Source organism: Staphylococcus sp. GDY8P94P (assembly GCF_017892255.1).
GTDB lineage: Bacteria > Bacillota > Bacilli > Staphylococcales > Staphylococcaceae > Staphylococcus > Staphylococcus cohnii.
On record NZ_JAESKU010000025.1, the window covers coordinates 1 to 26,658 of the forward strand.

The 26,658-nt window shown below is 31.7% G+C and carries 25 protein-coding genes; 4 read left to right on the plus strand and 21 right to left on the minus strand.

Features of this window, described 5'->3' with window-relative positions:
* Nucleotides 1-535: 535 nt before the first annotated feature.
* From KA926_RS12900 to KA926_RS12925, 6 genes are all read right to left on the minus strand, one after another.
* Nucleotides 536-1,600, minus strand: a complete 1,065-nt coding sequence (locus tag KA926_RS12900; RefSeq protein WP_107385224.1) for an Mrp/NBP35 family ATP-binding protein — start codon at nucleotides 1,598-1,600, stop codon at nucleotides 536-538.
* 161 nt (nucleotides 1,601-1,761) lie between these two features.
* Nucleotides 1,762-2,217, minus strand: a complete 456-nt coding sequence (locus tag KA926_RS12905) for a SepA family multidrug efflux transporter (protein ID WP_107385225.1) — start codon at nucleotides 2,215-2,217, stop codon at nucleotides 1,762-1,764.
* A 185-nt stretch (nucleotides 2,218-2,402) separates the two neighbouring features.
* Entirely contained in the window at nucleotides 2,403-3,746 is a 1,344-nt protein-coding gene (gene sdrM / locus KA926_RS12910; protein ID WP_107505110.1) for a multidrug efflux MFS transporter SdrM, read from the minus strand.
* 247 nt (nucleotides 3,747-3,993) lie between these two features.
* Nucleotides 3,994-4,677 (minus strand): PAQR family membrane homeostasis protein TrhA, encoded by a 684-nt coding sequence (gene trhA / locus KA926_RS12915; RefSeq protein WP_107385227.1) that lies wholly within the window; start codon nucleotides 4,675-4,677, stop codon nucleotides 3,994-3,996.
* Between the two features lie 18 nt (nucleotides 4,678-4,695).
* Complete coding sequence (locus KA926_RS12920; RefSeq protein ID WP_210144565.1) at nucleotides 4,696-5,883, minus strand: UTP--glucose-1-phosphate uridylyltransferase; 1,188 nt, start codon at nucleotides 5,881-5,883, stop codon at nucleotides 4,696-4,698.
* A 115-nt stretch (nucleotides 5,884-5,998) separates the two neighbouring features.
* Nucleotides 5,999-6,499: a metal-dependent hydrolase gene (locus tag KA926_RS12925; RefSeq protein WP_107386485.1), complete on the minus strand. Its 501-nt coding sequence runs from the start codon at nucleotides 6,497-6,499 to the stop codon at nucleotides 5,999-6,001.
* 176 nt (nucleotides 6,500-6,675) lie between these two features.
* On the opposite strand from KA926_RS12925, the gene KA926_RS12930 reads away from it, so the two are divergent.
* Nucleotides 6,676-6,936 carry a SunI/YnzG family protein gene (locus tag KA926_RS12930; protein WP_107385334.1) on the plus strand — a complete coding sequence of 87 codons (261 nt, stop codon included), beginning with the start codon at nucleotides 6,676-6,678 and terminating at the stop codon, nucleotides 6,934-6,936.
* A 184-nt stretch (nucleotides 6,937-7,120) separates the two neighbouring features.
* Complete coding sequence (locus KA926_RS12935) at nucleotides 7,121-7,438, plus strand: heme oxygenase (protein WP_107385333.1); 318 nt, start codon at nucleotides 7,121-7,123, stop codon at nucleotides 7,436-7,438.
* Between the two features lie 98 nt (nucleotides 7,439-7,536).
* On the opposite strand, the gene KA926_RS12940 is transcribed toward KA926_RS12935, so the two are convergent.
* From KA926_RS12940 to KA926_RS12970, 7 genes are all read right to left on the minus strand, one after another.
* Nucleotides 7,537-8,910, minus strand: coding sequence for a YjiH family protein (locus KA926_RS12940; RefSeq protein WP_107505111.1), 1,374 nt, complete (start codon nucleotides 8,908-8,910; stop codon nucleotides 7,537-7,539).
* A gap of 345 nt (nucleotides 8,911-9,255) precedes the next feature.
* Nucleotides 9,256-10,218: a FecCD family ABC transporter permease gene (locus tag KA926_RS12945; RefSeq protein WP_107386484.1), complete on the minus strand. Its 963-nt coding sequence runs from the start codon at nucleotides 10,216-10,218 to the stop codon at nucleotides 9,256-9,258.
* The gene (locus tag KA926_RS12950; protein ID WP_107383885.1) at nucleotides 10,215-11,249 is read right to left on the minus strand and encodes a FecCD family ABC transporter permease; all 1,035 of its coding nucleotides are present in this window, start codon (nucleotides 11,247-11,249) and stop codon (nucleotides 10,215-10,217) included. Before KA926_RS12950 ends, KA926_RS12945 begins: the two co-directional genes overlap by 4 nt.
* A 12-nt stretch (nucleotides 11,250-11,261) precedes the next feature.
* Nucleotides 11,262-12,272: an ABC transporter substrate-binding protein gene (locus KA926_RS12955; protein WP_107505112.1), complete on the minus strand. Its 1,011-nt coding sequence runs from the start codon at nucleotides 12,270-12,272 to the stop codon at nucleotides 11,262-11,264.
* 94 nt (nucleotides 12,273-12,366) lie between these two features.
* Nucleotides 12,367-13,428: an alanine racemase gene (locus tag KA926_RS12960; protein ID WP_119535447.1), complete on the minus strand. Its 1,062-nt coding sequence runs from the start codon at nucleotides 13,426-13,428 to the stop codon at nucleotides 12,367-12,369.
* Nucleotides 13,429-13,430: 2 nt separating this feature from the next.
* Complete coding sequence (locus KA926_RS12965) at nucleotides 13,431-15,188, minus strand: IucA/IucC family protein (RefSeq protein WP_119535448.1); 1,758 nt, start codon at nucleotides 15,186-15,188, stop codon at nucleotides 13,431-13,433.
* Nucleotides 15,185-16,360 (minus strand): MFS transporter, encoded by a 1,176-nt coding sequence (locus tag KA926_RS12970; RefSeq protein ID WP_210144567.1) that lies wholly within the window; start codon nucleotides 16,358-16,360, stop codon nucleotides 15,185-15,187. Before KA926_RS12970 ends, KA926_RS12965 begins: the two co-directional genes overlap by 4 nt.
* A 101-nt stretch (nucleotides 16,361-16,461) precedes the next feature.
* Here KA926_RS12970 and KA926_RS12975 point away from each other — a divergent pair, with 101 nt between their 5' ends.
* The gene (locus KA926_RS12975; protein WP_210144569.1) at nucleotides 16,462-18,411 is read left to right on the plus strand and encodes an IucA/IucC family protein; all 1,950 of its coding nucleotides are present in this window, start codon (nucleotides 16,462-16,464) and stop codon (nucleotides 18,409-18,411) included.
* 72 nt (nucleotides 18,412-18,483) lie between these two features.
* Here KA926_RS12975 and KA926_RS12980 read toward each other — a convergent pair whose 3' ends face one another.
* The 6 genes from KA926_RS12980 to KA926_RS13005 form a co-directional block, all read right to left on the minus strand.
* Entirely contained in the window at nucleotides 18,484-18,978 is a 495-nt protein-coding gene (locus tag KA926_RS12980) for an Asp23/Gls24 family envelope stress response protein (RefSeq protein ID WP_210144571.1), read from the minus strand.
* A gap of 59 nt (nucleotides 18,979-19,037) precedes the next feature.
* A complete protein-coding gene (locus KA926_RS12985; protein ID WP_019468675.1) occupies nucleotides 19,038-19,277 on the minus strand; it encodes a DUF2273 domain-containing protein in 240 nt (79 codons plus the stop codon).
* 12 nt (nucleotides 19,278-19,289) lie between these two features.
* Nucleotides 19,290-19,826 carry an alkaline shock response membrane anchor protein AmaP gene (gene amaP, locus KA926_RS12990; RefSeq protein ID WP_107383892.1) on the minus strand — a complete coding sequence of 179 codons (537 nt, stop codon included), beginning with the start codon at nucleotides 19,824-19,826 and terminating at the stop codon, nucleotides 19,290-19,292.
* 116 nt (nucleotides 19,827-19,942) lie between these two features.
* Nucleotides 19,943-21,535, minus strand: a complete 1,593-nt coding sequence (locus tag KA926_RS12995) for a BCCT family transporter (protein WP_107383893.1) — start codon at nucleotides 21,533-21,535, stop codon at nucleotides 19,943-19,945.
* Nucleotides 21,536-21,877: 342 nt separating this feature from the next.
* A complete protein-coding gene (locus KA926_RS13000; protein ID WP_107383894.1) occupies nucleotides 21,878-22,885 on the minus strand; it encodes a zinc-binding alcohol dehydrogenase family protein in 1,008 nt (335 codons plus the stop codon).
* 17 nt (nucleotides 22,886-22,902) lie between these two features.
* Entirely contained in the window at nucleotides 22,903-23,910 is a 1,008-nt protein-coding gene (locus tag KA926_RS13005; protein WP_107383895.1) for an NADP-dependent oxidoreductase, read from the minus strand.
* A gap of 143 nt (nucleotides 23,911-24,053) precedes the next feature.
* Here KA926_RS13005 and KA926_RS13010 point away from each other — a divergent pair, with 143 nt between their 5' ends.
* Nucleotides 24,054-25,049, plus strand: a complete 996-nt coding sequence (locus KA926_RS13010) for an LLM class flavin-dependent oxidoreductase (protein WP_119535452.1) — start codon at nucleotides 24,054-24,056, stop codon at nucleotides 25,047-25,049.
* Between the two features lie 79 nt (nucleotides 25,050-25,128).
* Here KA926_RS13010 and KA926_RS13015 read toward each other — a convergent pair whose 3' ends face one another.
* Nucleotides 25,129-26,001, minus strand: a complete 873-nt coding sequence (locus tag KA926_RS13015; RefSeq protein WP_107504557.1) for an alpha/beta hydrolase — start codon at nucleotides 25,999-26,001, stop codon at nucleotides 25,129-25,131.
* Nucleotides 26,002-26,248: 247 nt separating this feature from the next.
* Entirely contained in the window at nucleotides 26,249-26,641 is a 393-nt protein-coding gene (rpsI, locus tag KA926_RS13020; protein ID WP_019468668.1) for a 30S ribosomal protein S9, read from the minus strand.
* Between the last annotated feature and the right edge of the window lie 17 nt (nucleotides 26,642-26,658).

Below are 26,658 nucleotides of genomic sequence, written 5' to 3' on the forward strand. Positions count from 1 at the left end.
CCGACAGAGTTCATCCTGAGCCAGTAACAAACTCTCCATAAAAAATATGATGTTTGTTTAGCTCATAAACTACTTATTTGTGTCATTAATAACACGTTGTTTTGATTCAACATTTAATGTTGAAATCGGAATTAACGTTGACATATTGCAATTCAGTTTTCAATGTTCATTTAAATAAATAATTGCTTTACTACTATATCATCTTTGTTTACACTTTGTCAAAAAAGATTTCATTTGCTTAACAATCATTTAACATTACTTTAACAATATTAAATTATTAATATCTTTTTTTCAAGTATATTTTTTACACTTTTAAAAATTTATTTAAAATAATGTTTTGCCGTTTTGACGACTTTTATATATTATCAACTTCATAATAAAAAGTCAATAGTTTAAATATATTTTTGCAACAAACTTTTCAAGCTACTTAATCGTGCTTTCATTGGTCACAAGAAATTATTCTAACAGCAATTCAAAAAATTGCAAGAGAAAAACTGAGCAGAATTAAAAATTTCTACCCAGTTCTATAAATAATCTATTTTTTTGTTTTGTCGATGATTTGTTTTGCCATTGATTGATATATTTTACCTAGTCGATCATCCGCTTGATAAATAGAAGGTGCGAAATCTTTTGGATTCCATGATGGCTGTTCTAATGGTAATTGACCTAAAAGTTCTGTTTGCAACTCATCAGCTAACTTTTCACCGCCACCTTTACCAAACACGTATTCTTTATTACCAGTTTCTTTACTTTCAAAGTATGACATGTTTTCTATAACACCTAAAATAGAATGTTCTGTATGTTTAGCCATTGCACCTGCTCTTGCTGCAACAAAAGCTGCAGTCGGATGCGGCGTAGAAACAATAATTTCTTTACTAGATGGTAGCATTGTATGGACATCTAAAGCGACATCACCTGTACCTGGAGGTAAGTCTAAAAGAAGATAATCTAAATCTCCCCAACGTACCTCAACAAAAAAGTTAGTTAACATTTTACCTAACATAGGTCCTCTCCATATAACTGGCGCATTTTCTTCTACAAAAAATGCCATCGAAATGACTTTAACTCCATGTCTCTCAACTGGTATAATCTCTTTGCCATCCACTTCTGGCTTTTTGTCTATACCCATCATATCTGGAACACTGAAACCATATATATCAGCATCGACGAGTCCAACTTTTTTACCTTCCCTTGCTAATGAAACGGCTAAGTTTACAGCTACAGTGGATTTACCAACGCCCCCTTTACCAGATGCGATTGCTATAAATTCAACAGGATTATCCTTTGATAGTAAACCTTCTATTGTTTGCGGTTGGTCATCACTGTTACCTCTATACTGTTCAACAACATCAGACGGTAATTCCTCAAATCTTATTCCAACAGTATTCGCGCCATTTTCTTTAAGCACTTCCACAATAGCCATTTGTAAATCTAACTGTGGCTGTCCTCCTAATTGAGCCATAGCCACTTTAACACTTACATGTTCTATCTCATCTTTTGTTGTTACCTCTACGATTCCATCAGTTTCCTTTAAAGGAACATTAATAATTGGATCCTTAAGTTCTCCAACAAGTTCTTTAACTTGCTCTATCGTTAACACAAAGCGTCCCCCTCTATTATATAAATATATCCACTAATATTCTAACAAACATAACTTAATTTTGCTTAAGTAGTTTACACTTAGTATAAATATAATCTTGGTAATACAAAAGCAGTTAGCTCAACGGTCACTTAACCACCTCTTAGCACTTATATCATCAACTATTTATTCTGATTAAGATTTTTGCTATCAGGATAAAAGACTTCTTTACATATAAATAGAATACCCATAATTACAACAATCACCCAAAAATCAATATCTATATATGCATAATGAATGTGAACAATAAAATAGAATAATAACGTTGTAACAACAAATGTTATTAAATGATAAGTTATTCCTTGAAAATAGGGATTATCTGGTAATTTTTTTCTGAAATAATCCATTAAGTTCTCAATAATAAATAAAGTAAAATAACCTAATACGATATAACTGCCGTAATAAATTAAGTTATCATAAAAGCTTTTATTATAACCAAAGTATGCTAGATGAAAAAATATAAGGATACGGCTTAATCCATATAAGCCAAATCCTAAGAATGCTAAAAATATAGCGCCAGAAATGATAAATACCGAAAGCACAATAAGCGTCGTAAATAAATACTTTATATATTTCATTGCTTACTGTCCTCCCCTTCACCTAATTTATTTTCTGCTTATTTCACATTAATCCTTAATTAAAAACTGTTTCTTATTTTACCATTATAACAACATACACCCAAATACAAATAAGCAAGTATTAAAATTCACTAAACTTCAATATTTGCTTAATAATTAAAATACATATAACTTTTTGTTTTATTCTAAGAATTGAATTTGCGATCATCTTGTTTATACAGTGTATTCCAAAGTACAAACAGTACGATTAAAATGATAAAACTAAGTAAAATCACATTGTGTATTGGTAAATGAATAAATGCGATTGTTAAACCATAAACCGTACCCATAATTGTAGAGCCGATAGAATTACCTAAACTTTTTGTTAATGTATATAATGACATCATACGCTTCATATTCTGTGGGGAGGTTTCTTCTTGAGTTATTACACTATCTTTCGTATAAACTGTTCCAAAACTAATACCAGCCAGCAATAAACTAAACGCTATAAATATTGGTGTTTTTGTACCTGCAAATATAAAAATGCCACATATTGTTAATAATGTAAAAGCAAATATATACAAGCCTTTTCTAGACATTTTTGCTTCTAACCTATTTAAGTTGAAATTTAACACTAACCAAGCAAAGGAAATTGGAAAAATAACAAACCCACTTTGTAATGGTGATAGTCCGAGTTCTTCTTGAAGATATATCGGCATATATAAATTATATCCCATCAATATCATTGCATATAAAAAATCTGTGATGAAAACAAGTATAATTGTTTTGTTAAATTCTTTAACAGGGAAAAATGGAGCCGCTACGCCCTTTTCATTTTTAATTAAGATCATACCCATAGCTATCGCTACAATAAACGAAATACAATTTAAATACCAATGACTGCTATTCATTACTGTAAACATTAAAAAGAAAACAAACAGATAAAATAACATAAGCCCTTTAATATCTAATTTATGTGAAGTTGTCGTTTGTTCATGTTCAAAATGAAATGTAAATACTACCAATAACATCGCAATGATAGCGATAGGTATATTGACAAAGAATAGCCAATGCCATGTAGCAAATTCTAAAATCCCACCGCCTAGGACGGGACCTATGATACTTGATATACCCCACACACTGCCCACAATCCCCATGATTTTATATCTTAATGGAATTGCAAAAGCAAGCTTTGGAACTATTTGACTCAAAGCCATCATTATTCCTGCACCTAATCCTTGAATAAAGCGCGAGATAATTAATATACCAAATGTACTACTTATACCTGAAAAAAAGCTTCCAATCGTAAAAAAGACTAATCCTAATAGTGTTATGTATATGATTTTAGTGCGGTCCAACAACTCACCTACAATTGGATTAGCAATTACAATTGCTATAAAATAGACTGAAAATATGAGTGATATTGAACCAGTCACATTTAAATCTTCTTTTATAGTAGGCAATGCTAATGAAACGATTGATGTTTCAATTGCAGACATAAACATAATTAATATTAATGCAACAACAACACCAAATGTTTTTATATTCATAATTAATCTCCTAACACGATACTTTCATTATCAATCATTACTAAATCACTAATTGTGCCTAAGTTCAATAGGTTTGCTGCAAATTACTTCTTTTGCCCTATAAAAAGGGATTAAAAAGAAAGCGAGAATTATAATCAAATGAACCTTTTTGATTTACTTCTCGCTCCCTTATTTGAGTGCTTTTTTAATCCTATTCATTTTGTAAAATAATCATACTTTACATTTAAATGGTCCATCTATTCAATGATTACATAAAATATAAAATAGCTATAAAGTGAAAAACAGAAGCTATTAAAATAAACAAATGCCAAATCATATGAAAATAAGGTCTATCTTTTTGCGCATAGAACCACGCACCTATTGTATAGGCTATACCGCCCAATAGTATAAATAACATAAACTTCAAGCTAGTATCGAAAATAATTGTGGGTAAAAATATTATGCCAATCCATCCCATCACTAAGTACATCGTTAAGCTAAGCTTATGATTGACATGTTTAGCTAAAGATTTATAGAGTATGCCCCAAAGCGTTATACCCCATAAAACAATCATTGCTGTCCAGCCTATCCAACCACCTACTAGTACTAGACACACTGGTGTATAGGTTCCAGCAATGGCAATATAAATCATACTATGATCAATGATTCTAAGTATAAATTTATGTGAAGAATAATTAGGCATTGTATGATAGACCGTTGAAGATAGAAACATTAAAAAAATACTTATTACATAGACAGAAACACTAAAAGAGCCTAAAACACCATGTGCAAAATAACTTTGTAATGCTGCATATGGCAATGCGCATAAAGTAACAAAGGCAGCTACGCCATGTGATACTGCATTACCAATTTCTTCTCCAAAAGTTAATGGTATGATGTTTTTAAATGATTTAGTGACTTTATTGCTTTTAATCTCTAATGGTTTAGTCATTAGTGTAATCACCTTTTCTTAGATCCTATTTAAACGTTTTAAATCAGCTGTAGCGGTTTCCACACTATCTTTGCCCTCTTTGTTTTTTAATGGTGAGAACTCTTCGTCCCTCGGTACTTGTAATGTTATAAAACTATGAGCATATTGGAAGATATCAAAATAAAATAATTCAAATTTTAAAGCAGGATTTTCAATAACGCCAAAATCATCGTCCAATTGTTTAAGCTGTTTTACTGCTAAATGATATGGCAAATGATTATCTACAGCAGTGTTAATAAATTGTAGCTTAAACATATGTATACCAATGTTTGCATTATTTAATTGATTTGCAGTTTCTGCTTCCAATTCTGAGTATTCAAGCACTGTATCTTTATCCTCGTTTGTAACTAACCTTCCGACGCTTTCCCCATGCTTGGGATGAATCGATTTCGTTGTAATATCCATACTATTTTGGAAAGTATAACCTGCAAAAAATAAATCTAGCACTTTTACCAAAACATTATCAATGTTATTTAAAAAGATATATTCAACACCATTTTCTGTCATATCTTCAAGATATCCTGCTTTTTTGAGTGATTTAAATACGCCACCATTACCATTTGGAGTTTCCAAAATAGAACTATCAACATCTAAAATAAGTTTGCCTTCTTCAGATAATGCGACGATATTATCTTGAATAAAAAAGTGTACATGTTCTTTGTCATATCCAAAATAATTTTTTTCTTCAAAAAACAACTGGGTTTGACTATCATTTATTTTACTTGTCATGATATACCAATCTACATAAACACCCGTTTTTTCTTTCAATTCTAATAATTGACGTGCTTGTAGTTCAAATAAGCTCACACCTTCAATCTCAAATGCACCCTTAGGTCCTTTGTATCCTAAACGTGTGCCTTGTCCACCTGCCATTAAAACTACTGCAAATCTACCTTTTTTAATTGCTTCTATGCCAACATCTTCAAATTGTTTAATTTCTTCATCTGAAAAATTTTCTTTTATATCGTATTTCACTTCATTTACTGAAGATATATCATCTATCATTTGTTTATTTAAATACAAATCACGATATAAATCTTGAATGTAAGCTAAATCTAATTGATCAACTTGACTAGCTAATTGTTCTTTTTCATTATTACTCATTAATTTTTCAAATTCTATTAGATGTTCTTGGTTAAACTTTGCTAACTCTTTCTTATCTAACATGTTCTCTCTCCTTTATATTCAAAATAGATAAAAATAATATCTTATATCTAATAGGAATATATAATTTCACTATATGCACTTTATATTATTACAATTATAATCACAACCATAATCACTAAAAATTTAAAAAGAGATTATTAAAAAATGATTTGAATAATACGTAAAGCGCACCTATTGAAAGCGCGCCTGCTAACGATAAGTCTACTAAGCCACCTGTTTTAAAAACTAAGGGGAATTTAATCGTTAACGGTATTGGATATAATAATTTTACACCTCTAGGTGTTAACATATCTAGTATAACATGTGAAAGCAAACCAAGGATAATTGAAACCAAATAATACTCTGGTGTTTGGATAAAATATAAAAGGATACTAATTATAGAAAGGAATAATAACGAGTGTGTAAATGTCCTATGACCAAACAGTATACGAACTAAAAAACTCAATACTTTGAAACGTCTTCCAACCTTGCTTTGCGTGTGACAAATATCAGGTAATAAGCTTGATATAACTGCAAGCGTCATAATTGTAATCGATGTAAATAAATCTGTTTGGTAATATTCTATAGTTAATGCGCCTACTAATAAACCGCATGATGTGTGTGTTTTACCTGTCATGTGCATTGCCCCTTTTCTCGGCTAAATTTTACCATAAAATTATAGATAATGCGAACATACTTTCGTAAAATAAAATAGTATGACATAATGATTAAAAGTATCACACAATCACTTGAAAACGATTACTTTTTATTGTATGCTATAGCTATAAATAATTTAAAGGATGTGTTCGCGATATGGCAATGACAGTAAAAAAAGATAACAATGAAGTAAGAATTCAATGGAGAGTCGCTGATATTAAGATTCCAACAAGTGAAATTAAAAATGTTTCTCAAGATCAAAATATCCATGCAGTTCCAAAATTAGATAGAGAAAAAGTTTCACGTATTGGTTCTACATTTGGAAAAACAAATCGTGTTATCATTGATACTGATAATCATGAATACATTATATACACGCAAAATGATCAAAAAGTTTATAATGAAATTACAAAATAATAATCACTAAAAGTTTAATTTAATAAATCTAATTGATTATAAAAAGAAGTGAAATTCTGATAAATAGAATTTCACTTCTTTTTCAATATACAGAGTAAGTGAATATTGAACAATGGCTTTCAATCATATAAAGGTTTAGTTAAATGCTATACTAAAAATATCAATTAGAAAGTAGGTGAATAACATGTATGTTGTTACTAATAGAATAGATGTTAAGAAAGGGTTTGCTGAAAAACTAGCACCAAAATTTACACAAGGTGGAAAAATTCAAGATTTAGATGGCTTTCATCATATTGAAGTGTGGTTAATAGATGACGAAGCAGATTACGACCAAATGTATGTTAATACTTGGTGGGAAAATGAGGCAGCTTTCAACGGTTGGCTAAAAAGTGACGCTTTTAAAGAAGCGCATAGTCAAAACAATAATTCCCAACAAGATGAGCCATCTCCTATTTTAGGAAATAAAATTGTCAAAGCTACTGTTTTAACAGAACTTCACTAATCTAATTAAAAAACACACATTTACAAATATGAGAAATGACTTAAAGGTAGATTACCTCTAAAAATTTCAAATATGAGTTCATGTGTGTTTTATTTTATTTAATTAAAATAAAGATGTGCCATTAAAGCAATAATTGGTAAAGCGATGATTGTTCTAATCAAGAAAATAACAAACAATTTAAAAATACTAACTGGTATTTTAGATCCTAATATGACGCCACCCACTTCAGATAAATAGATCAACTGCGTAATACTCAAAGCACCAATGACAAACAATGTTATGTCATTGCCCACACCTTCAATTAAAATAGAAGGCAAGAACATGTCAGCAAAACCTATTAAAACTGTTTCTGAAGCCTGTGTAGCTTCTGGAATTTGCAATAAATCTAAATAAGGTACAAAAGGTTTACCAATGATTGCAAATATTGGAGTATAAGTCGCAATGACTGTAGCTAAAGTCCCAACACTCATTACAACTGGTAATATAACGAACCACATATCTATAACAGTTTTAAATCCAGATTTAAAGAACGATTTGAATCCTGGTGCTCTAATTCCTGTTTCTGTAGCCATATCAAATCCATGTCTCAACGCAGTTTTATTTTCAGGTAACTTCTCAGTTCTCATTTCCTCAGATACTTCTTTGGAATATTCATCTTTAATCTTACTCAATGGCCATATTCTAGGTAAAATCAAGGCACATACAATACATGATACGATTACTGATAAATAAAAATAAAAGAAATGATTTTGCATATGTACTGTTTCTGCAACAACAATTGCAAATGTTAATGATACTACACTGAAAGTTGTGGCTATCACTGTCGCTTCACGTCTAGAATAAAATCCACCTTCATACTGCCTACTTGTTATTAAAACTCCAACTGTCCCATCGCCAATAAATGATGCTAAATTATCTACTGTCGAACGTCCTGGCAGTGTAAATAGTGGTCTCATGATTGGTCTGAAAATCGGTCCTAATAATTCTAATAAGCCATATTCCATTAATAAAGGTAAAAAAAGTGCCGCAAAGAAAAACACAGATACAAGCGTTGGTAATAAACTTTCGAACACTAAACCACCAGTATCAGTTGAATAAATTGCTTTTGAGCCCATTTTCAAATATGTCATCCAGACAAAAATAACGGCTAAAACCCTTAAAATAAGCCATACAAATTTTACATTAAATGCGTTATTCATTAATCCATCAGGTTTCAATTTATTTTTCAATACCGTCGAACAGATGATAGATAAAACACCTGAAATAGTAATTATTATTACAATAATCACTGGCATCGCATCACCTAATAAATCTTTTAATAGACCTGCTAAAAATGCCACTGGTAAAGTCGTTTGCTTTTCACCATCTTCAGTCACGGTTATAGGAATCAAAAATAGAATAATCCCCAAAACTGACATCAAAATGAATTTTAATCTTCCTTTGATAATTTGTGCTTTACTATAATCGTCCATTTCGTTCACCCCTTAGGTGTGTATATATTTTCATAAACACTTTAAAAAGCAACAGCAATAATTATAACCTATTTTGTATAAATATGTAAATCAAATTTTAATGTCTTTTTAATGTCATTTCTTTTTATAGCTAATAAAAGGAGTGGGACAGAAATCTAATTTTATTAAATAGATTTCGTCGTCCCACCCCGATAAGGTTGACTAGAATTGAAAAACTTAATCTAAAGCGCGTTTTCAGTTCAATCATTTTCTGTCAATATGAAGTGAGGTTGGTACAAATGCATGTTGTCTCAGCCTCTACTTTAAATGAAAGCGCTTTCGTTTTCAATCTTTTATATATTGAATTTATAATTTTCTCAATAAAAATAGAAAATATGGTACACCAACAATTGCGACAATGACACCAACAGGAATATCAATTGGCGGATGGATGCCTCTTGCTAGACTGTCGCTTATCATTAAAATTAAAGCACCTAATAAGCCAGACATAAGCGTAATATGCTTATGTTTATGACCAACTAATTGTCTAGCTATGTGAGGTGCAATGAGACCTAAAAAGCTCAGTCCACCAACTACTGATATTGAAGCACCTGCTAGGATGACAGCTAAAAATAAAAGAATTGCTTTTACCTTTTTCACTTTTGCCCCGAGTGCAATCGCTATCTCATCCCCTAATGTCAAAATATCTAGTTGATGACAATAATAAAATATCACCGGTAACGCAACAATAAACCAAGGTAATATCACCCACACATTTGACATACTATGACCATATAAGCTACCTGTTAGCCAGACTAATGCCGTGTTAGCGTCAAGCGGGTTACGTATGAGCATATATTGTACAATTGCTGTACATATTGCACCTATCGCTAAACCAATTAATGCTAACTTAGAGCCCTTTACATTAAATCTTGATATTAATATAGTTAAAATTAAACTTATGATTAATGCGCCTGCAAATGATCCAAATGGCAATATGAATAAAGGCGCTGATGGAAATAACATGATGATTGTAACGGCAGATAAACTTGCACCTTTGGTAATACCTATCACATCAGGAGAAGCCAGAGCATTTCTTACTACGCCCTGTATCAATGCACCGGAAATAGCAAGGCTACTACCTACAATTAATGCCAAAAACATTCTTGGCGCTCTATACTCGTTAATTATAAAATTATTTTGCGTAAAAAGGCTATTTACCGCTTCAAACGGATTGATTAAAACAGCACCTATTGAAAGGGACGCAATTGACGCAATCAATAACAATACTGTAACTAACAAATAGCGAAATATGAATGGACGCCTCATAGCCTTCTCACCCCTTTTATTGTAAATGCTAAGAAATAAAAAGCACCTATAAATGACGTTACTATACCTACAGGTGATTCAAAAGGAAAGGCAATCAATCTACTTAAAACGTCAGATAATAATAATAAGTTTGCACCGATAATCATCGTTAAAGGCACCATTAATCTATAATCTGTTTTAATATAGTGTTTAACAATATGTGGCACTATCAGTCCTACAAAACCAATTGGACCTGCGATTGAAACAGAAGTACCTGCCAACACAATGACTAAGATACCAATGATCATTCTTATCAATTTAACATTTTGGCCTAATGAGGTGGCCAAATCTTCACCTAATTCCATGATTGTCAATTGTTTAGCTATGATAACTGTACAGATAAATGCAAGTATCAACCATGGCAAGATACCTAATACTTGTGTCCATGTAATCGAAGATAAAGATCCTACTAACCAAAACATCACTGTTGATGTTGCATCTTCATTTAATAAGATAATACCCTGTGTCATACTTGAAAAAAATAAATGGATTGCCATTCCGGCAAGCGCTAACTTAATTGGAGTCATCCCTCTAGTTGAGCCAGATAAAGCGTAGACAGTTAGACCACCTATGAAGGCACCTATAAAAGCTAATATCGTTGCATAAGATGACAACGATGGCACAATCATAGTAATCAATACAATCACGAAAGATGCACCTGAATTCACGCCAAATATTTGAGGAGAAGCTAAAGGATTTCTAGTCATCGCTTGCATTAACAATCCTGCTAACCCTAGCGCTGCACCTATGAATAAACCAGCTAACATTCTTGGTATTCGTACATTATGTATTAAAAAAGTTTGTTTCGTTTGTGAATGCGCAAAAAAATAATCATTAAAGTCATTGAAAGTAATATGAGATGCGCCTATACTTAAATTAAAATAAATAATGACAAAAAGCGCACACACACTCACAATAAATGTGAGTGCTGTGCGTTTGTTATTTTTCTTGTCTTCAGTTTTGGTTTGGTTAATGCTATTAGACTTAGTCATTTACCGTTCACCTTACTTTTGTTGTTTATCATTTTTTTCATCTTTTGAAATCTCTACTAACTGTTTAGCAATCTCTTCAGAAGAAATGATACCTCTTGCACGAGCCCAAGTATTTCTATCTACAATAGCAATTCTATCATTTTTAACAGCATCTAAACTTTGCCAAACTGGCTCTTCTTCTTGCTTTTTCAAGTTTGGATCAGCTTTTCCTTTGTCCACCATGATAAACATGCGTCCTGGATTAATGTCTGAAAGCACTTCTGAATTTAGTTGTAAGTATGGTCCTTTTAAATACTTAGATAGATTATCTGTTTCAGTTTTATTAAGCGCGTTGTTAAAACCTAATTCTTTTAATAATTCACCTACATATGTATTTTCTGGGTGTGCAAGCAAACCAGATTTGGCAATTACTGTAGCTAATACTGGTTGAGATTTGTCCATTGTTATTTCTTTCTTATATTTATCCATTAACTCATTATGTTCTTTTAATCTTTCTTTTCCTTTATCTTCTTCACCTGTAGCTTTAGCAATTGTTTTAAATGCCTCTAAGTTGTCTTTATAATCACTATCAAAGCTTGGTAACATTATCGTAGGGGCAATTTTTTCTAAATCTTTTTGTATGCCTTTATGTCTATTACTATCTGCGATAATTAAATCTGGTTTCTGATTACTAATTTCTTCCAGGTTTGGTTGTTTACGTGCACCCACTGATTGATAATCACCTATTTTTTCACGAATCGGTGCTAAAATTCTATCTTTTTTACCATCATCAGCGACACCAACCGGTTTAATATCCAATGCCGCTAATGCATCAACAAATGAAAACTCAAGTGCAACTACACGTTTAGGTTTTTTATCAATGTTAGTTGTTCCTCCATCATGCTTAATCGTTGTGCCGTTTTTACTTTTGTCGTCATTTTTAGATTGGTCAGAACCATTATCACTAACTTTACCACAAGCCGCTAACAGGATAAGCGTTAATGTGATTAATAATAGACCCATCCATTTAGATCTCTGCTTCATCGTTTTCACTCCTTAGATATGTATCATTACACATCTAATTTTATTGATAACGATTCTCAATGTCAATAATTTTTTTATTAAAATTTGATAAAAATCAAATTTTATTCAATATTCTCATATTTTTGATATAACACATTTTTTCAATAACATCATCACTCTGATAATCTTTAGCTAAATTAGGTACAAACATACTTTGTGCTAAAGCTTTGTAACCTAAACTGAACTGTATTTTATCTCCGATACGGTAATGATCATTATTTAATAAATTTATCATAAGGTGATCACTCGTCGCACCCAAAACTTTCACTTGATGATGTAATGGTTTAATGTCATTAACGTCTGTGTCTAAATTTCCTATATCTACAATTGCTTGTAAATAGTGTTCTCCATCATTCATGTTAATACGTGGTTTGATTTCAACAATTTCTGTTTCTAAAATGATGGCATTTTGATATAAAGTAGCAAATGAATTATTTGTAGTCGTTTCAATTCCTCTAAACAAAGTTTCTCCAACTCTTAATTCATTAATTTTTCCTAAATCGTTATAAAGCATTTGTAATAGCATACTAGAATTGCCACCTGAGATTATTTCAAATTTCATATGTGTTTCTTTCTCGATTGAAGTTATAAACTGATTGATCATCTCAACGTCCTCTTCGGTTGGAGCAATAGCATTAAAACACATAAAATTAAAAGCCAATCCTTTGAGGGAAATATGATGCATGTTAATAATTTCTCTAATATAGGCAATTACATCGTAAGTCAGCACACCTTCTCTAGCATCTTTCCAATCAACCATTAATAATATTTTATGTTTCACATTATAATTACTTGCGATTTCATTGATTTGTCGTATTGTTTCTAATTCAGTTTGGATGCTCATGTCAATGTGGCGTACTACATTTTCTAATTCATCATGGTTACTATTTCTAATTAATGTATAAGATATGGCTTCATCTGTACTTTTTAGAATATTGCTGATCCTTGCGTCTGCAACATGTGTAATGCCAATACTTTTCAACGTTTCAACGATTGTTTTATCACCCGCTACACATTTAATCACAGGTGTAAAAGCAATGTGATGTTGTTTTAAAAGTGTGTTTAATGTCATGGCGTTGTATTTAATTTTAGAAAGATTTATGTTGATTTTTGCCATAATTACACCTCATTACTTAAAGGATTATCTAAATCTACAGTTAAATAATTTTTAACCTTACCTTCCATTCGCATACGTAGCAATGCTTTCACATTTATTTTAGCTCCAAATAAGGTTTGTCGTAGTATGTGTGCATGTGCTTTTTTAGAATCAATGGATTGTTCAACTGCTTCGCGTACAAGGTCAAATAGTTCGTCTGCTTCAATACCATCATATTGCGTAAAATGATGTATTAGTTCTGAAATTTGATTTTGAATGACAGCATGTTGAAATTTTGCAATGACCGCTTCAATATTCTCGACGATTAAACTTTTATTAGTAACATTAATGTTAGGTAATTGAGCTTTTAACGTATCTAAGTCAATTCTTGAACCTCCTAAATCTCTGATCATAAACTTCATTTTAAAATCGTGGTTCAAATTAACAATTGTGTTTTGCATGTGCGCTTCTAATGCAACACCGTAATCTTGGATATAGGCTATTAATGGTTTTATAAGTGTTAATGCATAATTACTAATAAATTTTTTAATTGTCTCTTTGGTTAACTTTAGACCAAGCCATTCTATATAACTATCGACAATGATTTGATTATCTACAGGATTTCTATTGACCAAACTTCCAGTTACTATCGTGAGACCAGTGTTTGAAATTTGTGGCTGATAGCGCACAATACAAGCTAATTGGCGTGCGATATCTTCATCTGTATCAGCATATATACCATAGGGCTCCAACGCGACCTTTAATTGAGGATACACATCCATCATATCTTGCAGCTCATAACTTAATTTAGGACCGTCAACGGTTGTTACTGCTGAAACGGTTCTCACTGCACTTGTCGCCTGAACATTTATTGGTAATTTGACATGAAATGGTTTATTGAGTAGCTCCATTGTTCTAAAAGACAGTGTTGCTTTGGATTCTAAGTCAAACGGTGTCGCTACAAGACGTTGTGTTTCTATCCAATGTCCAAATTGTTGTGGAATAACATTTTCATATTGCCATGGATGTACAAATATAATTCGATAATCTGCTAAATCTAAATCATGTGAATCTAGAAATGCTTTTATTTTAACTTTATATTCAGGAATGACTTGATTGATGATATATTGTTCATCGTCTTCCATCGCAGTTGCTATACAAAATTGTTTATGGATAAGCATGATTTTCAATGGAATAATTTTTTCAAATTCAGGCGCATATAATTTAACTTCTTCATTCGTTAAGGGTAACTTTGTTTTAGTTAAAGGGTGTGTTGGATGCCCCTCCACTACAAGACTTTCAGAATAAATTAAATCATTAACATCATTATCTTCTTTCATATGTTGGAGCCATGTAAAAAAGTTGATCGTAATTGGCATTCTTGAAAAATTCAAACTATCACGAATGTTAGATTGTCTATTATTAAAATGTTCATAACTCATCGCTAGTCCTTCTCGGCTTGATTGTAACTCTGCTGTTAGTCTAGTACTGATAGGGATATCAAATTGATTTGTTAATAATTCAAGCAATTGTTCCAAAGATTCAATATTAAAACTTGCGTCACCTTTAATATAACGTATCTCACCTTCAAAGACATAACGCATTAAAGTACTCTTTCTTATATAGTTAACATTTAATGCTTGTCCTTTGTATTGAAGTTCTAGGCATTTATCAAAAGACTTAAAGAACATTTTATCAGGAAAAATATGTTCTTTAAGAATCGCATTAAACATGCGGTATTGAATATTTAAATCTGCTAATTTCCATATATGATGCATCATACAACATTGCCTCCATTTGTTCTTTGTCTGTTAATCGTGCCAAATATTAATGCAATCGTTAAGGTACTTAATCCCATAATAATGAAGGTTTCTATAATACCTATGTACTCAGTTAAAAAACTCATGATCATGGCACCTAGGGGAATCATCCCTCTATCCATCATTACAACACTTAGTATTTTCCCTCGATGTTCTGATTTAACACGATGTTGAAAATAAATCCTATTAGTGGTACGCATCCATTGACTGAACAGACCAATTAAGAAAACTGAAATAAAAAAAACAACAATATTCTGGCTAATACTACCTAATAAAGAAACGCCAAATAATATCGAACTATAATAATACATCTTCACCATAGAGATGTTTTCTAGTAAATTAGGTAAAATCATCGTCGCAATAATACCACCTATTGCACAACATGTCATTGCTGTCCCAAACATCGTTACTTGTTCAGGGAACGTCTTATCTGTTAAAACTGGTAATAATGAAGTATATGTAAAACCACTAGCCATTATAAATAAAGATGTTACAAATATCCTAGTGCCAACGCTATTATCTTTAAAGTATTCAAACACAAATTTAATACTCATTTGTGTTTGTGCTTCATTATCTCTCGGTTGTTCAATCTTAAGAGGCAAGCACAGCATTAAAGATATTAAGTAACATACCGCTTGTATAATGAAACTTATTTCTGCGTTATAGCTCGCCATTACTAAACCTGCTATAGCAGGACCTATAGATCTACAAATATTAATAATAAATGAATGGTACGAAACAACCTGTGTTGTTGTTAAACGGTTCGTCAAATCTGGTAGTACAGATTGACGAACTGGCGTTTCTATTGCACTCATAATACCTCTACCCAATGAATATAATAAAAATACTACAATCGGTATATCCCATTCTTGAAAGATTAAGACACACAATAAAGTGGTAAGTAAGAAAGAAGAAGAGATAGTTATTTTCAATAATTTCCCCCTATTACATCGATCTGCTAATGCACCAGCCCATACACTTATGAGTAAAATAGGTACAAGACGGAAAAAATTAATGAGTCCAAGATGAATTGCGTTATGATATAACGTATACACATACCAATTTAAAGTGATATGTCCAATCCAATTTCCTAAAAATAATAGGAACGAACTTGGGAAAAAATACTTTGCCATAATTTCACCTGACTTTTTTAATTGATAATAATTATCATTATCGATATTATGGATTATACAAATATCTTATACTTTTGTAAAATAATTTTTAGAGGTGCTTTATGAATTCAAAAAGTATTAACAACAATTTTTTAAATAATATTAACAATGACGAACAACATGCATTTGATTATTTATCATCAATCAATGAACAATGGGCAAAATTGTTCCTAAATATGCTTTTAGAAAGTCGAGATAAAATATCTCAAAGATTAATTTCTTCATTACATAGGGAAAATTTAGTAGAAAGTCGGAGCCACAGTAAGGTTATTTCTAATCAAGATTTGAACATTGTACACTTACCAGCAAACAGTAAATTGTTATCCATTGCGTTTCCTAAACTTAATAAGACACTATATGCAACTATAACAGGAGAACATGCATTTGATCGCTTAGATGTTCAAGGGCCATTTTATATTGAACACAATGGCAGTTACAATAGAGTACAACATCCAAATGAAATATTAAACATCATTTTAACAATATCGCCAGAACTTGATAATGAAGCTAGCACTCAATTTTATGAAGATTTGAACAATAGTGTCACAAATATGGCAATTGCATTAAGCTATCAAGCATACACATTAGAAAACAATAAAAAAAGTTTATATGATTTAATTATAAATTCAGAGGATAGTTATTTGAGTTCTGAACAGTTTGTTATTGAAGGACACCCAATTCATCCGGGAGCTAAATTACGAAAAGGAATGACACCAGAAACTGTAATTAATTATTCAGCGGAATTTGGTAATGCCATATCCTTACAATTTATTTTAATACATAAATCAATAGCAAAAGCTCAAACTTATATTGAAGAAGAAAATGATTTACTTTTTAGAATGTTTGAAGGGTTAAAAGCAGCTGTTATGAATCATGTTGGTCGTGATCAAATTAATCAATATTACGTAATGGTCGTGCATCCATGGCAATACGACCATATATTATTACAGGAGTACAAAGCAGAATTAAATACCAAGAAAGTGATACCAATTGATTATCAACAATCATATTACGCAGGACTATCATTTAGAACATTAATGCCCAAATATCCTGAAAAATTACCTCATATTAAGTTATCAACTAATGTTCATATTACTGGTGAGATAAGAACATTATCTGAACAAACTACAATAAATGGGCCACAGGTAACACGTATCCTTAATGATATTAAACAAAATGATTCATTGTTTAAGCATATAAACGCTGATACAATTGATGAGCTTGCCGGTATTCATTTTTATAACTCATTGGATGAGACAACTATCAGAACAAAAAGAAGTGAACAACTAGGTACATTATTTAGAACCAATATTTATCAATTGATCAAAAATGATACTACACCCATCATTCCTTCAGCATTAGTTACTTCAACTATATATAATGATGAACCATTAATTGTCTCGTTAATTAAAAAATATAAAGAAAAAAATAAACTTCCGACCTTTGAAATAGCTGCTTTATCTTGGATACAACAATACAGCCAAGCCTTAATAGATATCACGATTCCTCTATATGTGAAATACGGAATCGCCCTTGAAGCGCATCTACAAAATTCAATCGCTACATTTACCGAAGATGGGCTTTTAGATACACTTTATATACGTGATTTTGAAGGGCTACGTATAGATCAAATGCACTTAAATAAGATGGGCTATAGTACTGCAAAATTTCATGAAAAATCTTTAATTTTATCTGACCAACCTCAAACAGTATTCAATAAAGTTTTTTACTCAAGTATTCAAAATCATCTCGGTGAATTAATTGTCAGTATTACAAAATCAAGTGAGCACTCTAATTTTGAAACTCAACTTTGGCAATTGATCCGTGATATTTTAATTGCTAAATTAAAAGTTATTGCAAATGATATAGATGACCAACAACGCGTAGAAAATATTAAATCAATTCTATTGGCACCAAAAATAGATTATAAATGTGTTACAACGATGCGCCTCACAGATGAAGCGGATTATTATACTTATATCAAGGTTAGCAATCCATTATATCAGGAATAAAAATACGCTATATGAACGTACAAAAAAACTACCGGTAAAGTAATTACTTTACCGGTAGTTTTGTATTAAGCATTATTGTAAGCCTTTATTTTCGTTGTTTGAATCTTGGCTTTTTTCATTTTTTTGTGACCATTCTTTTCTAGTCATCACGTCTTCAACACGCATATTCACTTCTACAACTTCAAGACCAGTAATATATTTAACTTGTTCTTTTACTAAGTCTGTCACTTTGCGGAAGATTTTAGGTGCAGATTCACCATATTCTAAAATAACTTTTAAATCAACTGCCGCTTGTTTTTCGCCTACTTCAACGCTAACACCTTGTGTTACGTTGTTACTGCTACCAAATGAACTAGAAATGTTATCAACGAAGCCGCCTTTCATTTCTAAAATACCATTTACTTCGCGTGCAGCAATACCAGCAATTTTTTCAATAACTTCGTCTGAGAAAGTTAACTTATTAGTGAATTCTGGTTCTTGTTGCTGTTGTTGCTGTTCTTGCTCTTTTTCTTTTACTCCAGTTTGATTATCATATGCTTGTTTTGCTTTATTATTATCTACTGCCATAATTAATTCTCCTTTTTTATATAAGATTTTAAAATGATTAATTTACTATTTTAAATTAATTAACTCCATCGATTTAAGAAATTCAAAAAATCCTGCTTACGGTCTTTAGTATACCCAATACCAATACCAATTAAACATAAAACAATTATTAATATTGTACTCCAGAAACCTAACGTTAAAAATAAGATAGCGATAATTAGAAATGCTAAAAATCCAATTATTCTCCATTTAAACGTTTTGAAAAAATCAACAACTTCTTGTGTAGAATCTTGTCTTTGTTGGTTATTATTGTTAGCCATGATAACCCTCCCTTACAACACACGTTTGCCTGAGGCTTTTTGATCTCTAACATTAACCTCTAATTTTGAAACTGGTAATTCTGTGAAATGCTCAACATTTTGTTTAATGTCATTTCTTACTTCTTCTGTCAATGAACCAACTTGAACATCACCTGGAACAAAGAAATCCGCTTTTAAAGCAATATGTGATTTCTTTTTCTTGTTATATAGTTTCGCTATAACATTTGGTTGACGAATTTGGTCATATTTTACAAGTGTATCGTATGCAGATTTTTCAACTGCTTTTCTTGATACATAAATATGTCCATCTTCATAGTCTTTATAAAGTCCAGGTTTTCTGTACGTAGGTTTAAACAAGCTAAATACAAGTATTAGACCTATTAAAATCAGTAGGGCTGCTAAGCCAATAAGCGTCGGTTCAAACCAATTAAATTGCTTGAAGTAGTCTTGGTACTCACTAATTCTAGAATCTTTGATATACATAAATAGTAAAAAACCAACGATGACTACGATTAATAGACCTAGTATAAAATTTTTAATTCGCTTCACCTCGTATGACACCTCCTATAGTTAAATTATATGTACATTTCATACATCTTTATACCCCGTTAAATAAAAGTAAAAACATTTTAAATTGAAATTATAATGTATTTGGTAAAATAATTTTAATTACTGTCGTGATGCGTTTGTGATTGACTATTTTTTTCATGGTCTTGACTCGCTTTTCGATATTGTAAATATTTTTCATCTGAAACAAGTAATTTATTGCTAGGCCGTGGTTTTTCAATTGATAATGATTTGAATAACGACCAAATCATAAAGATAATAACGATTGAAAAAGGTAATGCTGCTATGATTAATAAGTTTTGTATTGACTGTGTACCACCTGTATAAATCATAATCATAGCAAATAGTGCTAAAATAACACCCCAACTTACTTTTACTACGCCAGATGGATTAATACTCCCTTTAGAACTCAACATACCTAGCACATAAGTTGCAGAGTCTGCTGAAGTAACAAAGAAAATCATAATTACAATGAGTGTAATAATACTGAGTAAAAATCCTAATGGAAAATGCTCAAGTGTTGCAAATGTTGCAGTTTCAGTTGCCTCTTTAGCAATGTTGGCAATGCCATTTTGCTGTAAATAAATCGCTGACGCCCCGAACACTGCAAAGAATAAAAAACAAACAAGTGCAGGTACAAAAAGTACACCTAAAATAAATTCTTTAATTGTTCTACCTCGAGAAACTCGAGCAATGAATATGCCAACAAAAGGTGCCCAAGAGACCCACCATGCCCAGTAGAAAATTGTCCACTGTTGCAACCATTGGAATTTCTCCCCACCTGATTGTGGAATACGTAAACTCATGTTAAAGAAATTAGCAATATAATCTCCCAATGAGTTAGTAAACGTATTTAAAATGTTTAACGTAGGTCCGACACAAAATAATGCGATTAATACTACAAAAGCTAAAAACATATTAATATTACTTAAGTTTTTAATGCCTTTATCAATACCTGACCAAGCAGACCACGTAAATAACACTGTAGCAATAACAATAATCACAACTTGTGTACCAAAATTAGAAGGTATTTTAAATAAAAAATTTAGACCTTCATTAATTTGTAATGCACCAAATCCAAGTGTCGCAGCAACACCAGTCACTGTGGCGATAATTGCAAGCACATCGATTGCGCCACCTATTGGCCCACGCATCATCTTTTCTCCTAAAACTGGTCTTAATGTAGCACTCACTAATCCAGGATAACCTTTATGAAAATTAAAGTATGCAAACACAAGTCCAACAATTCCGTACACTGCCCATGCATGTATACCCCAGTGGAAAAATGAGAACTGCATCGCTTCATTTATAGCAGTTTGTGTTCCTGCTTTATGTATCGGTGTTAATGTAAATGCATGACTGATAGGTTCAGCTGTTGTCCAAAATACTAAACCAATCCCCATACCCGCACTAAACAACATTGCAAACCATGATTTTAGTGAAAATTCTGGGTCTTCTCCTTCTTCTCCTAAAGTTATTGTTGAATATCTAGAAAATAATAAATAAATAGATACAACTAAAATAGCTAATACTAATAGTAAATAATACCATCCAAAATTTACTGCAATAAAATTGGTAATCGCTTGTGTAACCGATTCTAATTGTTTAGGCGCAATTGCGCCATAAATAACAAATAGCGTACAAATCGTTAGCGCTACCCAAAAAACTACTGTTAATTTTTTAAGACGCATATTAACATGACACTCTCCCTTTACTTTATGTGTCATATATACCCTTACATCGTGGTAATATGCGTAATTTATGAATTTAATTGTATTTAACACTTTAATTTATACATTTTATATCTTAAATTGTGCGTATATTCAAAAGTAATAATTTTCGATATTGATATTGTGAGAAACCGTTACTTTGAAAAAATAAAGGAGCAAAATAACAATCAAATATACTGTTTTGATTGTCTTTGCTCCTTTGTAGCAGCTATTTTATTGAAAGCTGTTAAACTTTTATAGTATTGCTTAACAATAAGAATTTCTCAATAGCAGTGTTCATATTTATAACATCGTGCACTTTTACTAAATAGAAATAACTAATTTGCCAACCATGCTGTGGTTTTCCATTTTTTTATGCGCTTCATAAATATTATCTGCTGTTAATCCTTTTAACACTTCATTTGCTGTTGGTTTATAGTCGCCTGATTCTACTTTGTTAGTGATATCTTTTAAATAGGTACCATGAATAGACATATCTTCTGTTTTATTTAACGGTCTTGAATACATATATTCATGTGTAAAGGTTACACTTTTAGGCTTCAATAAATTTAAATCTTGCTTATTGTTGAAAGCAACAATTGTAGCAATCTTACCGCGTGGTTTTACTAATTCAATCATTTTTTCGTAATACAAGTCCGTATCAAAAGTACAAAATATATAATCTACTTCACTAATTTCATATTTTTTAAATTCATCTGTCAGATTATTTTTATGATTCAACACGATGTCTGCACCTAATGATTTTGACCAATTATACGTTTCATTGCGAGATGCAGTGGTGATGACGTGTAGCCCGTAATACTTTGCTATCTGTGTTGCGATACTGCCTACGCCACCTGCGCCATTAATTATTAATATGGACTTGCCTTTATTTTCTTCTGGATTATGAGAAATATTAAAAACATCAAAAAGCGTTTCTGAAGCTGTTAAACCAGTTAAAGGGAGACTTGCCGCTTCAACATCACTAATATTACTCGGCTTCAATGCTACCAATCGTTCATCAACAAGTTGATATGTCTGATTCGATCCTTGATACGAAGGTGAACCTGAATAATAAACTTCATCGCCAATCTTAAATTGTTTAACATCTTCGCCTATAGCTTCTACAACACCTACAGCATCATATCCTAAAATTCTTGGCGACTCATTTATAGACGATTGTCTAATTTTCGTATCTACTGGATTCACACTAATAGCAGTTAAACGCACTAATAATTCATATTGCTGAGGCTTTGGCTTCTCTATATCCATTTCATAAAATTGATTACCCTCATCTAATGTAAACGGTCTATCTGCAGCAATTGCTTTCATATGTGCATCTCCTTTACTTATAAATTGTCTGAAACTTGGACCACTTGTTTACCAAAATTATCTCCAGTAAATAAATTTCTAAATGCATTAGGCACGTTTTCAAATCCTTCTACGATCGAAGTTTTTGTTTTTATTTTATCTTCATTTACCCACTGAGCAAGCTGTTGACTCGCTTGTTTAAAGTCATCAGCAAAATTTGCAACAACAAATCCTTTCATAAGTGCTTGTGATTTTATCAAAATCGGCTGAATACGTGGTCCGTGCTCAATACTTTTATCATTATAGCCAGAAATTGCACCACATACTGGAATTCTAGCAAATTGATTTAAGTGTTTCATTACTTCATCTGCAATGTGTCCACCAACATTTTCAAAATAAACATCTACACCATCTGGAACTGCTTGAGCTAATTGTTCTGAGAAGTTATCAGCTTTATAATCTACACTAGCATCAAATCCTAATTGTTCAGTTAAATATTTCGTTTTGGTTGTTCCGCCTGCAATACCAACCACACGCGCACCTTTTAATTTAGCTATTTGACCTACTACTGAACCGACAGCCCCTGAAGCTGCAGATACAACAACAGTTTCTCCTTCTTTTGGTTGGCCGATTTTTAGCAGACCATGGTATGCCGTTTGACCAGTCATACCTAATACACTTAGATATAAATAAAGTGGAATGTCTCTCTGAGTAATTTTCGTAACTTTTTGAGCTGATACATTTGTATATTTTTGCCAAGGTAACATACCTAATACATAATCACCTTGCTCAAAAGTGTCAGCGTTGGATTGCACTACTTTTCCAACAATATGTCCTGCCAATGGTTCATCTAATTGAAATGGTTGTATATAAGATTTACTATCATCCATTCTGCCACGCATATATGGATCTACCGAAATATATATCGCTTCAACTTGAATCTCATCATTACCAGGCTCATCTATTTCAATAGTTTCGTATCTAAATACATCATCAGAAGGTATGCCTTCTGGGCGTTTTGCTAATACAATGCTTTCTGTTTTCATTATTTTGCCTCCATTTCATATTTTCTTCTATTCTATAGTAATGAAGTTATGCAATCAATCAAATCGCTTATTTGATATTTTGTCCTCGTGTTATGATAAATAAAATGGAGCACTTAAATGATTGTAATGAAGGAGAGTGTAATATGCGATTAAGTATACTAGACTATGTTCCAATATTTGAAGGCAGCGATACTACTCAAGCGATAAATCATTCTGTTGAATTAGCTCAATTTGCAGAATCGCTAGGTTTTTATCGATTTTGGGTTGCTGAACATCACAAAGTATTGTCAGTTGCTTCTAGTGCTCCTGAAATGATAATGATGACTTTGCTAGAAAATACAAATTCGATTCGCATAGGCAGTGGTGGTGTTATGCTTCCTCACTATAGTGCATATAAAGTAGCAGAAGTATTTAAAATACTAGAAGGACGTCATCCCGGCAGAGTGGATTTAGGCATTGGCCGTTCTATGAGTTTTAAAAATGTAAATCAAGCATTAAATGAAAACAAAACAACCAACGTTGATTTTAAAACACAAATTGTGGATTTAACAAACTATTTTAATGATGACATTCAAAGACAAAGATTTCTTGGATTATACGCTACACCTTTAATCAATACACAACCTGCTATGCATTTATTGGGCACAAGCCAAAATAGCGCTGAACTCGCTGCACAACTTGGTTTACCCTTTGTCACTGCTTTAATGGGTAAGAATAAAGATAAGGTTAAACAATCCATCGATGATTATCGAAAACTATTTTCAAAACTTCATCCAAACCGAACACCTTATGTTATTATTTCAACTTTTGTAATCACTGCAAATGACATTCAAAAGATTAAAGAATTGGAACAAGCTTTTCATCTATGGTTATTGCGTATTAACTATTTAAAACAACCTAGTCACTATCCATCAATTACATTTGCTCAACAAAGACAACCATCTACTAGAGAACTTGAAAAAATGAGGCAAAATGAACCACGCTTTATCAGTGGTTTACCAAATGAAGTTTACACACAATTACAAGCAATCGCACATAACTACAATGCGGATGAAGTAATGATTCAACCACATGTTTATGGGGAGTCAAACCGCAAAAACGTGTTACAATTATTAGCAATTGAAAACAATCAATTTTAAGTTTTTTATAATGAGTAAATATAGTGACTTCATAACTGTTCAAAAGATAATTCTAATATAATAGAGTTATCTTTTTTATTTATAATTCCCAAAGAAATGCATTAATTTGATCTGTAACTTTTTCATTATCATGAAGCTCGCTATGTTCAGCTTTAGGTCCATAAACTTTGTATGTTTTATAAGTTTTAACATGATTTGATAATAAGTACCTTAACGATTCTGATGATACATTCGTTACTCTACCATCAGAATGCGTCCCGTCTTTTAAATCACCATAAATATTAAGAACTTCAGCGTTTTTAGGATAGTGTGCTTGCATGGATAATAAATCGCGGTATTCTTTTAACATCTTGTTGGGTTTGCCATTTTTGTCTAAATGTATATTTAAGTCTAAACCATTGATATCTACTTCTCCGTTAAAGTTTCCAGCTAAACTAACTTGCTTATTCAACTTAGGTAAAACACTATCATCACCATACTTTAACATATAATAACTAAAAGATTGATTTCCCATTGAATGTGCAACAAAATTAAATTTTTTAAAATGATATTTTGCATTAAAAGCTATCATAACATTTTTGATCCATTGTGCATTTTTTTCTAAATTTTTATTTTCATTATCTTCAAGTATAATTTTTATAATTGGACGCTTCATATTGTTAGATATATTTTTATTAAATGTCACCTTTCCATTTGATGAAACTTTAGCTTCAACAACGTCATTTGTAATATTATTTTGGACTGCCGAATTTACCATGTATTTTTCTGATTGAGTTGTTCCAGAATAACCATGTAAATAAAATGTCGGTACTGATGTTTCACTGGACATGTTTTTAATTAACGTTTTGTTAAACACTTGGTTCATGACCAAAAGAATAATGCTAGAAAAAATAATTAATATTAATACGATACTCAATTTTTTTAAGTGATGATTTAGTTTGTTGAATGTCATATGTATAACCTCTAATACTGTTTTATTTTATTATACTTCATACTATTTGAACTTACTAAAATAAAACAAATTCTTTCTATTTTTACGAGTACAAAAGTTGTATACATTTTTGATTATTTATAAAACAAAAAAACTTCCCATATTAATATGGGAAGTTTGAAACGTTTCTTCTGTTTGACATCAATTACCTAAGCAATTAATGTACCAAATCTGTGAGCGAAAAATATTCGCAACAACATTTGGGAAATTAACGTTTTGAGAATTGTGGTGAACGACGAGCTTTTTTAAGACCTGGTTTTTTACGTTCTTTCATACGTGGGTCACGTGTAAGTAATCCAGCGCGTTTTAATGAACCTCTATATTCAGGATCTGCTTCTAATAAAGCACGTGCAATACCATGACGGATAGCTTGTGCTTGTCCAGTGAAGCCACCACCGTGAACGTTAACTAATACATCATAGTTACCTTTAGTTTCTGTAACATCAAATGGTTGGTTTAAGTCTAAGATTAATGATTCGAATGGTAAGTAGCTACGTACATCAGTGTGGTTAACAGTAATGTTACCTTCGCCAGGTACTAAACGTACACGTGCTACTGAGTTTTTACGACGGCCTGTGCCTTTATATTCAACTTGTGCCAATGTAATTTCCTCCTTTT